Consider the following 12,727-nt stretch of genomic DNA (forward strand, 5'->3'; position numbering starts at 1 on the left):
TCAATTCTCCTTGCCGAGGATCAGACGCAAACGATCGGCTTCGTCCTGCAGACGCGCATCGAGGCCCTTGCGGCCCATTGGCAGAAAACGCACCAGCAGTCGCCAGAGCAATGCCGGCAGGTCACCCGGCCGACGCGGAATCAGGTGTAAATGAAGATGGGGAACGTGCTGATTGGAATCAGGACCATCATTGATCAGCAGGTTGATGCCGTTCTTGCCGTAACCCGCCTCGCGCAGTGCAGCGGCCACGCGCGCGGACAAGGCCAGCAGACGCTCACGAACCGCTGGCGGCAGATCACGTAGAAACGGCGCATGCAGACGACTGACGATCAGCACATGGGCCGGACGCATCGGGAAGATGTCCAGCAGCACGATGAAATCTTCGTCTTCATACAGACGATGAGCGGGTAGCCGTCGCTCGGCAATGCCACAGAACACGCAATCCATCGGGCCTCCCTTGCACAAGGCCATCATGCTGAACGCCTGGGCCGGCAGGCGCAAGGGGTCAGATCAAATACGCGGTTCCGCACGGCCAGAGCGATCGCGCTCGTAGTCGCGAATAGGCAGGTCGTCGTCCTCTTCCATGCGTTCGCGCAGGGTGCGCGGGTCTTCGTCAGGCTCGGATACCTGTTCGCTCTTGCGCCCTTTCCACCAACGTTCGATGGGCCAGCGAACAGCGACGAACACCAGATACACGGCAAGCGCGATCAAGCTGTAGAGGGCCAGATCGGCGACCGCGCGCCAGGCGTTGTTGCCGACCTTGAGCAATACATCCATGGCGGTGACCGCGAGAGCGGGCGCGAACAGCTCGCGTACCGGGTCGACGATGGTCGGGCTGAACAGCAGCACGGCAATCAGCACGGCCAGCGGCTCGCGCAGGTAGCGCCACATCCAGCTGGTCAGGCGCATCCACACCAACAGGCAACCCAGGGCGGCAATCCCGTAGGCCGCCCAGGCCAGGAGGTAGTCGTTTTCAGTCATCATAAGCAGGCGCCGGCGTGGCAGGTCTGGCAAAGGGGCGCTTATGATAGCGGCTTTTGCCCAGCGCGGCGCCCCTGCCGTCGCCCTCTCGTTCTCTGGAGCTACGCCATGTCCTCTGCCCCCATCGCCCGCCAGGAATCCGGCAACGACCCTTATCACTGGCTGGAAAACCGCGACAGCGACGAGGTGCTGGCGCATCTGCAGGCAGAAAACGCTTACCTGGATACCGTGCTGGAGCCGCAACAGGCCCTGCGCGAGCAGCTGTTCGAGGAGATCAAGGGGCGCATTCGCGAGACTGATCTGTCGCTGCCGACCCCCTGGGGCGACTACCTCTACTACCAGCGCACCACCGCCGGGGATGAATATCCGCGACACTATCGTTGCCGTCGCCCTGCCGATGGCTCGCTGGAGGTCGACGCAGCCAGCGAAGCGTTGCTGCTCGACCCCAACGCGCTGGCCGGCGACGGTTTTCTTTCCGTCGGCGCGTTCAGCATCAGCCCTGACCAGCAGCGTCTGGCCTACAGCCTCGACAGCAGCGGCGACGAAATCTACCGCCTGTTCGTCAAGGAACTGGACAGCGGCCAGATCAGCGAACTGCCCTTCGACGACTGCGACGGCAGCATGACCTGGGCGGGCGACAGCCAGACGCTGTTCTTCACCGAACTGGACGACACCCACCGCCCCTACAGGCTCTACCGTCACCGCCTTGGCGACGCTGCAGCCCAAGTCGTATTCGAAGAAGCAGATGGCCGCTTCTTCCTGCATTGCTACCGTTCAAGCTCCGAGCGCCAGTTGATCCTGCAACTGGGCAGCAAGACCACCAGCGAAGTCTGGGTGCTCGACGCGCAGCAGCCGCAGGGCGACTTCAACTGCCTGGCACCGCGTGAGGAAGGCCACGAGTACGATGTCGATCACGGCATGCTGGACGGCCAGTGGTGCTGGCTGATCCGCAGCAACCAGAGCGGCATCAACTTCGCGCTCTACCGCGCCACCGAGGCGCAACCGCAACGCGCGTACTGGCAACAGATTCGCGCTCACGACCCGCAGGTGATGCTCGAGGGCGCCACGCTGAACCAGCGCGCGCTCACCCTTGCCCTGCGCGAAGGCGGCTTGCCGATCCTCGAAGTGCAGCCGCAGGGCGCTGACGCCTATCGCGTGCAACTGCCGGATGCGGCCTACAGCCTTTACGTACAGGACAGCCTGGAGTTTCACAGCCCGGTGATCCGCCTGCGCTACGAGGCGCTGAACCGCCCCGCGCAAGTGCGCCAACTGGAACTGGCCACGGGCGCTCAGCAGGTCCTCAAGCAGACACCGGTGGAAGGTCCGTTCGATGCCGACGCTTACGAAAGCCGCCGCCTCTGGGCCACTGCGACTGACGGCACGCAGATACCGATCAGCCTGGTGGCGCGCCGCGAGGTGTTCGCCGCAGGCAAACCGGCGCCCCTCTATCTCTATGGGTACGGCGCCTACGGTGCGAGCCTCGACCCCTGGTTCTCCCACGCCCGCCTGAGCCTGCTGGATCGCGGTTTCGTCTTCGCCATCGCACACATACGCGGCGGCGGCGAGATGGGTGAAGCCTGGTACCGCGCCGGCAAGCTCGAGCACAAACAGAACAGCTTCGACGACTTCATCGCCAGCGCCGAGCGCCTGATCGCCGAAGGTCTGACCACCACCGCGCAACTGGCGATCAGCGGCGGCAGCGCCGGCGGCCTGCTGATCGGCGCCGTGCTCAACCAGCGTCCCGAGCTGTTCGCTGCTGCCATTGCCGAAGTACCTTTCGTCGATGTGCTCAACACCATGCTCAACCCGGACCTGCCGCTGACCATCACCGAATACGACGAATGGGGCGACCCGAACCAGCCCGAGGTATTCGAGCGCATCAAGGCGTACGCGCCCTACGAGAACGTACGCGCCCAGGCTTACCCGCCCATCCTCGCCGTCGCAGGCTACAACGACAGCCGCGTGCAGTACTGGGAAGCGGCCAAGTGGGTGGCCAGACTGCGCCGCGACAAGACCGACGCCAACCTGCTGCTGCTCAAGACCGACCTCGGCGCGGGCCATGGCGGCATGAGTGGACGTTATCAGGGCATCAAGGATGTGGCACTGGAGTACGCCTTCCTGTTCCGTGTGCTCGGGATAGCACACCCGTAGAAGCAGTTGGGCGGCATTCCGCTTCGGCCGCGATTTCCCCAGGCATCGCGGCTGAAGCCGCTCCTACAGATCAGTCCTGCTTGCGCTGCCCGTCCAATTCCTGGCTGTTGCGGCGTATCTGCTCATCCAGTTGCGGAATCGGCTGATCGCTGTTGGGTCGCGGTATCGCCCCAGGCAGGGGCTGCCCTTGTGGCGGTGGTAAAAGGGGCGCCGTTCCCTGGCGCTTGATCGGTACTGCCGTCGAGGGCTGGCCATAAGGTTGCGGCGTTGCCGTACCCGGTGAGCCGGCCTCCGGCGCCGATGGCATGCGCATGGGCTGCTGCGCCCAGGTCAGCGTGGCGAGGCCGGACGCCAGGATCATCGTGACAAGAATGGGGATACGCATCATGGCTCTCCTGCTCGACTGGCTTTCGTTCTATTCTGGCAACACCTGCCCACGAACGTTCCAGTGAATTGCCTCATGACCCCCACCAGCAAGCTCGACAAGATCCTCGCCGAAGCCCAGCAACGCCGCGAAACCAGCTACAGGGAAAAGGCGCTGCGCATGTACCCGCACATCTGCGGCCGTTGCGGCCGCGAATTCAGCTGCAAGCGCCTGAGCGAGCTGACCGTGCACCACCGCGACCACAACCACGACAACAACCCGGAGGACGGCTCCAACTGGGAGTTGCTGTGCCTGTACTGCCACGACAACGAGCACCAGCGCCAGGTCGATCTGCACTACCAGAAGGAAGAAGCTGCCAGCGCAGGCGCTGGCAGCAAGGTCACGCACAAGGGCCTGGCCGGGCTGGCCGATCTGCTGAAAAAGTCCTGAGCCTCAGAAGAATCTCGTGACACTGATCTTGGCATTGCGCCCCTGGCTATAGACCCGATCACCACTGAGTGCTGGTTGATAGGAACGATTGAACAGATTGTCCACCACGAAGTTTACCTCGGTGCCTTTCAAGCCAGCCTGCAGGGGTATCCAGCTGGCAAATACTCGATGAGTGTCATAACTGGCATTGTCGAAGTGATCGTAAAAGGTATCCCCTACCGAACTGCCCATACCCCCGGAATATTTATCGCTGGGCAGTCGGTCGGTCTTGCGCACGAACTCGCCCTGCCAACCCAGCCGCATATCCGCCTCGGGAATTTTCACGCCCAAAGTAGCCACCCATTTCGCAGGCTGAATACCTCGCGCCCAGACATCCGGCCCCCACGGATTGGTATAAGCCCCCTCATGCTCACCGCTCATCCACGAATAGGACAAGGCAGCGAATACACGGGCGCTGTCATAGAAGCTCTCGACCTCGAACCCCTCGATGGTCAGGTCGCCAATATTGCGATAGTTACCCTGAGGCAAGTAGGCACCGCAGTTGCCCGACAGAGTACCGTCGCTAGCGGCCTGTTCCGCACAGCCGACGCCCACGTTCTTGAAGATTTCGTCCTTGATCTCGTTACGAAACAACGTGGTACGGACCTGCAGGCTGTCGCCATCGACCAGAAGATCACCCAGGTTGACCACGCTACCGAAACGCAAGGCATGGATTCGCTCGGGGTCGAGATCGCGGCTGGTTGCAGGTCGAGTCGTACTGTTCTGCACTTCGTACTGCTCATCGATCAGCGGAGCGCGCCAGGTCTGCGTGTAATCGGCAAAGAAGCCCAGCTGCTCGGTGGCACGCCAGAATAACGAAAGACGTGGAGACCAGCCCGAGTAGCTCTGGCTGCTGTAATCATGCCCTCTGGCACTGTTGTCATAGACGGGAGCCAGATTGGGCTCACCCTCATTGCGGACACTGTCGAAACGCATCGATGGCGTAATCGTCAGCGGGCCGTAGTCGATCGCATCCTGCACGTAGAAACTGTGCGTCAATTGCTCGCCGCTAGGCATGAAGGTCGGCTGAAAGCGTCCGAAGTTGTAATTGGCATTGTTGTAGGTGCTGGTGTCGATAGACATCAGGGTATCGCGGTTGTGCTTGCGCCATGCGCCACCCAAGGTCAGTGCATGGGCAAGTGCGCCCGTGTCGAAGCGACTGGTATTACGCAACTCGGCGACCTTGTCCCGGTATACGGTATCCATTTTTCGCCCACCGGTTGCGACCTGCACGAACGCATTTTGCTCACGCTCGTCGACCTGCTCGACCTTGGACTGCGCATAGCTGAAGGTCAAATCGACCCAGGGGTTATCCAGTGGCTGGAAGTGGTACTTGCTCGCCCATGTCGTGTCGATGGTTTCCCGGTGGGCCAGGAAACGACGCAACGCCCCCTCGTAACCGTACTGGTTGATATTGCTCTGGGTCGGAGGCGTCGGGTAACTGGCAGAAGAAAACGGCGTCCACCTCGTGCTTTTCGAGCGCGACCAGGAAAGGTTGAAGTCATGTTCCTCGGTAGGATGCAGGTTGAGCTTGAACAAGCCGGCATCCAGGTCCTGGGCCGTGTTCGGCAAACGCTGCGGATTGATCGGGTAGCGCTTGTCCGGGTCAGCAATGGTATCGGCGAGCTTGATATCCCGTCCGTCACGCCCGGTCAGATAGAGCAGTGAATCTGCAAAGCCGTCATCGGTTCGACCATACACCGCACCGCTGTATATCTTCTGCTGATCATTGCTGTGATAGCCGTACTTGAGCATGGCACCCGCGTTGCGGCCTTCCTGCAGCAAGTCCTGTGCATCCTTGGTCTCCATATGAACGGTGCCACCAAACCCACCATTACCGGTAAATACCGAGTGAGGCCCCTTGTCCACCTCAATGCTTTTGATCAGCTCAGGCTCGATGAACACCGTCCCCTGCTGATAGCGCTCGAAACCGCTCTTGGTCGCACCATCCAGGGTGAAGGGAACATCCTCCGCATCACCCAATCCCCAGATATTCATGGTCTGGCCGCCCGGTTTCGGCGAGCCCCCCATGCTCACACCTGGCAGGGTCTGCAACAGGCTGGGAACATTATCAGCCTGGCGCTGCTCGATTTCCCTGCTGGTCAAGGTCGAACGCCCGACATTGCTGGAGTCGACGTGACGACCATCACCCACGATGCTCACCGAACCCAGCTCGATGGTATTTTCATCCCGCGCCGTGACGGCCTGCTGGCGCACCACGAAACCACCCGGGGTTACCACCAATTCAAGACCACTGCCTGACAGCAACTGGTGCAGCGCCTCTACTGGTTCGTAGTGCCCACGCAGCGCACGTCCTTGCAGCCCTTGCACCTGATCGCTCTCGAAAAAAATCTGCAGCTGTCCTTGGCGGGCCAGGGCTGTCAACGCGCTACCCATGGGTTGAGCGGCAAGATCGAAGTCACGCGGCTGCGCCTGAACGATCGTGCTCATCAGGCAACCGATCATCAGTGCGGCACCAGCAGGTGTGCATCTGCGGTCATGTGGCAAAAGGCGGGTTTTCATCCAGATCTCCACTGCTTACGACACCACCACGGCATGAGGTGGTCGGAATGGGAGACGGTTAAATGATAAAAACCCGCATATGCGAATGAAAATATTTTTAATTTTTCGCTTTCACCACTCGAATGCTGCCATCACCCGAACGTTCGAGCGCTACAGGCAACATGACTGGCAACGCCGCAAGAAAATCATCAGGCCGCGCAAGGTCAACGCTACCGGAAACCTGTCTATTGGCCAGAGAAGCATCACCGAGTGAGACTGGAGCAGCACGATACTGCGACAGTTCATCCAGCAATTGCGCCAATGGCAATTGCTGAAAAATCAGACGCCCCGAGCGCCAGCTGGCTACCTCATCCTCGGCGACCCGCGAACGCAGCAGTTCGTCACGAGTCTGATCGTAGACCGCGCGATCTCCTGCCTGCAGCTCCGTCAGCGCTGCACCCTCCTGCGGATGCAGGGCGACTCGCCCCTGTTCCACGGTCACGATCAGATGCTCGCTACCACGACGTACATCGAAACGCGTTCCGAGCACCTGTACGCTGCCCTCCCCGACCTGCACATGAAAGGGCCGCCGCTCATCCCTGGCCACGCTGAAATACGCCTGCCCCTGCAAAAGCTCGACCTCGCGTCGATCCGGTAGCAGGCGAACCTCCAGGCGGGTGTTGCGATTGAGATGAATATGGCTTCCATCACCCAGGGTCACCTCGCGCGGCTCCGTGGAACTGCTGACCCGGGTGAGCTCCACATCCTGCGGGCTATCCAGCCAGACAGGCAGCAAGGCCAGCAATCCAAGGCAGGCTGCCACGGCCAACGAGCGCCAACGCGGACGGCGCAACGGGCGAGTCACACAAGCTTGTGACCTGGGCAGATGGGCCATGTCCTGCCAAAGCAACTGCAGATCGGCGAAAGCCTGGGCATTGGCAGGATCAGCCGCAAGCCAGGCCTGAAAGCGAACCTCGTCCTGTGCATCGAACGCGTCACCACTGCGGCGGGCGAACCAGGTGGCCGCCTGCTCATCAGGCAGCATCACATCGATTCGGTTCTCGCTCATTGCTGATCCATCCCGGTCTCACGTGCCAGCTGCTGCTTGCAATGCAACAAGGCGGCGGCAATGTGCTTCTCCACCATGCTCAAGGAAATGCCCATACGCGCCGCCACCTGACTTTGTGACAGGCCTTCGAAACGGTGAAGAATCAGAGCTTCGCGTCGCCTGGGCGGCAGATCCTCCAACGCCCGAGCCAATTGTCGCAGCCGCTGCTGCTGATCGAGGCGCTCCAGTGGGCTCGGCTGTAGCGCTGCGGTATCTGCAATCACCTCCAAGGGCTCGATTTGCCCCTGACGTTGCTGGCGGCGCCAGTGATCACGCAACAGGTTGCGGGCAATATGAAAAAGGAAGGCGCGAGGCTGTTCAACCCCGTTGCGATCACGCCAGCCTAACCACTGGGCGAACGCATCCTGAGCCAGATCAGCGGCATCGGCCTGACTCTCCAGACGCTTGCGAAAGAAACGCGTCAGCTCTGCATGAACACTGCGGTAAACGGAAGAGAAGGTGCCGCGAAACTGCTCATCCATGGACGGCACCACCGGGCAAGGTGCCACAGACTGCCTGCACGAGACCACCTGACTGCAAAAGGCGCCCGAAGGCGCCAATTAATGATAATAAATATCATTTAACAGTGGTTTTCATATGCAAGTCAACTCATCGCAGCAGCCGCGTATCCAAGGTATTCGAAGGACCACCGATGACATTCTCGGTGATGTCGATGAAGTCCTGGGTGCTGACCTTGTCCAGACGCATCAGCCCACGGGTGACGTCGTCCAGCGACAAGTTGCCCTTGTCCTTGGTCTTCTGCCGGATTTCCCGGTCCAGCTCCTGCAACAGCAGCACCGCACGCGCAGTGACAGCGCCGCTGGCATTGTCGGTACGCAGGCTGTTGACCGGTTTGCTCCAGCGAATCAGCTGCTCGCGGATCTTCTGATAGCGGTCTTCGCTGATACCGCCCGCGCGGCGCATCAATTCGATGGCGTAGTACTCGGCCAGGCCTTCGGCGATCCAGTCACTGCGCTCGCGACCATAGATGCGGCCGAATACGTGCACCAGTTCGTGTACCAGCGAGCTGGTGCCGTTCTCGCTGACCAATGGACGGTCGGCGTGCATGTAGTAGGAATTGGCCGCCGACAGGCCGCCACGCCACATCGGATCGCCAGCGCCGACGATCAGCAGTTTGTCCGGATCACGCGGGAACACCTGCTGCATCTGCGGCCAGACGAAGGTCAGGAACGTCATGATATCCATGCGCCGCATGCCCTCGCCGATTGGCGCGGAGATGGCAATTTCGGTATCGCCCAGACGAGTACGGCGGGTACCCAGCTTGCCAGCCAGCATCCAGCCGGTCGGGCGGTCGAACCTGCGCTGCGGGTTGTCGATGCGAAAGCGGTTCTTGCCGATGCGCGGCCAGCCGGTCTCGACGCTCTTCCAGCCCTTGGGCAGATCGAACTGCAGGCGCGCCACCAGCTCGGTCTTGTCCTGCTGATCGAGCTTGGCCGCCGGAATCAGGTCGTCGCCCCTGAGCAGTGCCCAGTCGTCGGTCATCCTGGCGTCGTAACGCCCTGGCTTGCGTTCGCTGTCGATCAGCACGCGGTAGCTCAGTACGCTCTTGCCCTCGCCCGGCTGCCACTTGCCGCGCCCGGCAGCCTCCTGCGACCACTGGCCGTCAGCCTCGAAATCACTGAAACGTTCGTCTTCGCCAAGATTGAAGTCGAGGCTGCGCACCCGCTCACCTTTTTCCAGGGTGATGCTGACTTCCGCCTGATTACTCTCGGGCAGAAAGCGCACCCGGTAATCCAGATCGACCTTCTGCGTGGCGGCGAAGGCCGGCAGGCTCAGCAGCAGCAGAGGCGCGTACAACGGCAAGCGAAGAGACATCGAGCAAAACTCCTGATGCAGGGCGTGGCAACGTATGACAGCTGCGCCACAGGGCAAATTCCATGGACGGGGGACAGATTTGCCACGAAGCAGCGCGGCAATCAACCCGCGCGGAAAATCAGATGATCTTCCCAGTCGTCTTCGGCCACGCTGTTCTCACTGAGCATGCGCCCCGACTGGGAGATGCGTTCGGCGTGCACAGCGTCAGGGTCGCCGCTGACCAGATGGTGCCAATGCGGCAGGTCCTTGCCTTCGCTGACCAGGCGATAAGCACAGGTCGGCGGCAGCCACTGGAACTGATCGGCCTGCGCCGGGGTAAGCTGAATGCAGTCGGGCACATGTTTGACCCGGTTGGGGTAATCGCTGCAGCGACAGGTCTGCAGGTCCAGCAATTTGCAGGCGATGCGCGTGTAGTAGACGGCGCCGTCGTCTTCGTCCTCGAGCTTCTGCAGGCAGCACAGGCCACAACCGTCGCACAGCGATTCCCACTCGCCCTGATCGAGTTGGGCGAGGGTCTTGCGTTTCCAGAAGGGTTCGAGGTCAGCAGCCATGGCAGCAGTATGTACTCAGGCGAAAAAAGCGCGGCAGTCTAGCTTGAGGCCCAGCCCCGGCCAAGCAGCGCATGCCGAACGGCGCCATCAGGGATTGATCGTACGAGCCGGTCATCGCCGCTGGCGGGTTGCACCCGCCCTGCAGACCTGCACCCTTAGGGCGGGTGCAACCCGCCAAGTGCCTCAATAACCGCGGGCGAAATCCACTTCACCCCGTAACGGCTCTCCCGTTTGCCAGCGCACCAGGTTGTCGATGAAAAGCTCACTCATAAGCGCCGGATCGGTAGGCGCCGAGCTGTGGCCGGTGAGCAGCAGACGCGGCGCTGTCCAGAATGCATGACCGGGCGGCAGCGGCTCTTCGCGACAGACGTCGATCACCGCGCCGGCCAACTGATTGCGCTCGAGCGCGGCCACCAGATCGGCATCGACCACGGCGACACCGCGCCCGGCATTGATCAGCACCGCTTCTGGGCGGAAATGGGCAAGCAGCCGGGCATCGTACAGATCGTGTGTTGCCGGCGTGTCCGGCAGCAGGTTGACCACGTAATCGGCCCAGGCGACCAGATGAGGTAGCTGCTCCATGGCCGCCACTTCGAGAAAAGGCGCCTGCTCACGCGCCTGGCTGGCGACACCACGCAGCGCCACGCCGAAGGGCTGGAGGAAATCGGCGACGGCCTGACCGATATCACCGCAACCTACCACCAGCACCCGGCGCCCACGCAGGCTGCGCGGCAAGCCGTGATCCCAACGCTGCTCGACCTGCGCCGCCAGCCGGGCCAACAGGCGCCGCTCATGCGCAAGCATATGCCCCAGCACGTATTCGGCCATCACCTGACCGAAGATGCCGACGGCGCGGGTCAGACGGTAGTCACGCGGCAGTCCTTCCGCCAGCAGCGGCGTGATACCGGCCCAGGTCGACTGCAGCCACTGCGGGCGCGCTCCGTCGCGCAACAAGGGCGCGAGCAGGTCGGGCTGCCCCAGCCACAGGTCGCAGTCGCCGGCTAGCGCACGCAGTTGTTCCAGCTGTGCGCCGGCGACCAGTTGCAGTTCAGGGCAGGCGCTGCGAATGCGCTCGGCATAGAACGCATGGGCCCCTTCGGCGATCAGCAGGCGCATGGTTTACCAGGCCGTTGAAAAACTACCTCGGCTTTGGCTTCCTGCGTCGCTCTACCTCCTGCATCCATGCAGTCGTGCGTTGGCAATACTGCGTTAAAAACAGCCTCAAAATGCTCATTTACAGCATGTAAACTGCGCTTTTTCGGCTGTTTCTGCCTTGTCTTGCCTGCCTCGCCTACGTTTTTCAAGGGCCTGTCATACCGGATCGTTACGGCGCAGCAGTTCATCGGGCAGGTGCTGAATGTACTCCTCCTCGGGAGGCGGCATCTGCAGGTGATAGCCCTGCTTGTCGAGGTTTTCCAGCACGGTGGCGATGTCTTCCCGAGACAACTGCCGCTCCGGGCTGAGCACCAGATCGAAGGCGTGCGCAGGCGGTCCGAAAACGGCGAGCAGCCCCTCAGGCACACGCTTCAGGGCATCGGCCTTGAGCACGTAGAGATACATCTCGTTCTTGCGCGGGCTTTTATAGATGGAGCAGATACGTTTCACGCGGATTCTCCTTCAGCGGCCAGGCAGTCAAGCAGCGCCTGCCCCATCAACTCCCGGCGCCAGCCGCGCAGGGAGTCGGGCAATTGATAAGGGCCATTGGGATAGCCGCTTTTCAGCAAAGCCTCCAGGGTTTTCTTGCGCAGCATCAGTTCGGGCACGATATCCAGGCGCTCGCCCTCACGCTGGCCGACGGCGCGCAGCTTCTTCAGCAAGGCCGAGGCTTCGATTGGCAGCGGCTCGGGCAAGGCTTCGGGCCATTGCTCGGGCGGCAATGCGGCCGCCTCACGAATCAGCTGCAGCAGCGTCTCTCCATCCTGACGCACGGTTTTCGGGTGCATGTCCTCGATACGCGCCAGCGCCACCAGGTTATCTGGCTGGGTACGTGCCAGCGGCCACAACGAATGCTCACGCAAAACGCGATTGCGTGGCTGGTTGCGCGCACGCGCCTCGCGCTCACGCCAGGCGCACAGCGCGCGCAGCACAGCCTGCTGCTGACGCGAGAGTTTCCAGGCCAGCTTGGCATCGCGCCAGGCGTCTTCCGGCGCGACTTCACGCCCGAGATTGGCGACCAGATCGGCACCATCCGCCAGAATCCACTCGACCTTCTGCGGCGCCAGGCGAGTCATCAGGGCGTGGTATACCTCGACGAGATGCAGCACGTCCTCGGCGGCGTAGCGCACCTGCAGTTCGGACAGCGGCCGCTGCAACCAGTCGGAGCGGGTTTCGCCCTTGGGCAATTCGATATCGAGCAAGGCCTGCACCAGGCGCGAGTAGCCCATGGAGAAGCCGAGGTTGAGGTAACCAGCCGCCAGCTGCGTATCGAACAGCGGTGCCGGCAGGCTGCCGGTCAGGCGGAGAAAGACCTCCAGGTCCTCACTGCACGAGTGCAGCACCTTGACCACGCTCGGCGCTTCGAGCAGCGCGGCGAACGGCCGCCAGTCGCTGATACGCAAGGGGTCGATCAGATAGGCGCCATCGCCACCGCTGACCTGCAGCAACCCGGCGATGGGATAGAAGGTGTCGACGCGCATGAACTCGGTGTCCAGCGCGACGAAGGGCAGCGCCTGCCAGGCGGCGCAATGCTCGGCCAGGCTGGCGTCGTCGAGAATCCAGTGAATGTCGTTAGCCACGCGGCTCTCC

13 protein-coding genes are annotated in these 12,727 nt (G+C 61.9%); 2 read left to right on the top strand and 11 right to left on the bottom strand.

Annotated features, from left to right (window positions below; translation table 11 throughout):
- Together GV002_RS10800 and GV002_RS10805 are read right to left on the bottom strand one after the other, a co-directional pair.
- Nucleotides 1-447 carry an HIT family protein gene (locus GV002_RS10800; RefSeq protein WP_160018304.1) on the bottom strand — a complete coding sequence of 149 codons (447 nt, stop codon included), beginning with the start codon at nt 445-447 and terminating at the stop codon, nt 1-3.
- A 63-nt stretch (nt 448-510) separates the two neighbouring features.
- Complete coding sequence (locus GV002_RS10805) at nt 511-984, bottom strand: MFS transporter (RefSeq protein ID WP_160018306.1); 474 nt, start codon at nt 982-984, stop codon at nt 511-513.
- Nucleotides 985-1,089: 105 nt separating this feature from the next.
- Between GV002_RS10805 and GV002_RS10810 the strand changes: the two genes are divergently transcribed.
- Nucleotides 1,090-3,132, top strand: coding sequence for a S9 family peptidase (locus tag GV002_RS10810; RefSeq protein ID WP_160018308.1), 2,043 nt, complete (start codon nt 1,090-1,092; stop codon nt 3,130-3,132).
- A 70-nt stretch (nt 3,133-3,202) separates the two neighbouring features.
- On the opposite strand, the gene GV002_RS10815 is transcribed toward GV002_RS10810, so the two are convergent.
- A complete protein-coding gene (locus GV002_RS10815; RefSeq protein ID WP_256667061.1) occupies nt 3,203-3,520 on the bottom strand; it encodes a hypothetical protein in 318 nt (105 codons plus the stop codon).
- A gap of 72 nt (nt 3,521-3,592) precedes the next feature.
- Between GV002_RS10815 and GV002_RS10820 the strand changes: the two genes are divergently transcribed.
- The gene (locus GV002_RS10820) at nt 3,593-3,946 is read left to right on the top strand and encodes a YajD family HNH nuclease (RefSeq protein ID WP_160018310.1); all 354 of its coding nucleotides are present in this window, start codon (nt 3,593-3,595) and stop codon (nt 3,944-3,946) included.
- 3 nt (nt 3,947-3,949) lie between these two features.
- On the opposite strand, the gene GV002_RS10825 is transcribed toward GV002_RS10820, so the two are convergent.
- The 8 genes from GV002_RS10825 to rnd form a co-directional block, all read right to left on the bottom strand.
- Nucleotides 3,950-6,508 (bottom strand): TonB-dependent receptor, encoded by a 2,559-nt coding sequence (locus tag GV002_RS10825; protein WP_160018312.1) that lies wholly within the window; start codon nt 6,506-6,508, stop codon nt 3,950-3,952.
- A gap of 97 nt (nt 6,509-6,605) precedes the next feature.
- The gene (locus GV002_RS10830; RefSeq protein ID WP_160018314.1) at nt 6,606-7,556 is read right to left on the bottom strand and encodes a FecR family protein; all 951 of its coding nucleotides are present in this window, start codon (nt 7,554-7,556) and stop codon (nt 6,606-6,608) included.
- Entirely contained in the window at nt 7,553-8,077 is a 525-nt protein-coding gene (locus tag GV002_RS10835; protein ID WP_160018316.1) for an RNA polymerase sigma factor, read from the bottom strand. The genes GV002_RS10830 and GV002_RS10835 overlap by 4 nt, the downstream gene beginning before the upstream one ends.
- A 127-nt stretch (nt 8,078-8,204) precedes the next feature.
- The gene (locus GV002_RS10840) at nt 8,205-9,431 is read right to left on the bottom strand and encodes a hypothetical protein (protein ID WP_160018318.1); all 1,227 of its coding nucleotides are present in this window, start codon (nt 9,429-9,431) and stop codon (nt 8,205-8,207) included.
- A 101-nt stretch (nt 9,432-9,532) separates the two neighbouring features.
- Nucleotides 9,533-9,982 (bottom strand): YcgN family cysteine cluster protein, encoded by a 450-nt coding sequence (locus tag GV002_RS10845; protein ID WP_017677444.1) that lies wholly within the window; start codon nt 9,980-9,982, stop codon nt 9,533-9,535.
- Between the two features lie 183 nt (nt 9,983-10,165).
- On the bottom strand, nt 10,166-11,098 hold the full coding sequence (locus GV002_RS10850; RefSeq protein WP_160018320.1) for a D-2-hydroxyacid dehydrogenase: 933 nt from the start codon (nt 11,096-11,098) through the stop codon (nt 10,166-10,168).
- Between the two features lie 195 nt (nt 11,099-11,293).
- A complete protein-coding gene (locus GV002_RS10855) occupies nt 11,294-11,587 on the bottom strand; it encodes a YcgL domain-containing protein (RefSeq protein WP_160018322.1) in 294 nt (97 codons plus the stop codon).
- On the bottom strand, nt 11,584-12,717 hold the full coding sequence (gene rnd, locus GV002_RS10860; RefSeq protein ID WP_160018323.1) for a ribonuclease D: 1,134 nt from the start codon (nt 12,715-12,717) through the stop codon (nt 11,584-11,586). The genes GV002_RS10855 and rnd overlap by 4 nt, the downstream gene beginning before the upstream one ends.
- Between the last annotated feature and the right edge of the window lie 10 nt (nt 12,718-12,727).

The sequence above is a fragment of the Pseudomonas sp. 8O genome (genome assembly GCF_902506495.1).
GTDB classification, from domain to species: Bacteria; Pseudomonadota; Gammaproteobacteria; order Pseudomonadales; family Pseudomonadaceae; genus Aquipseudomonas; species Aquipseudomonas chaetocerotis.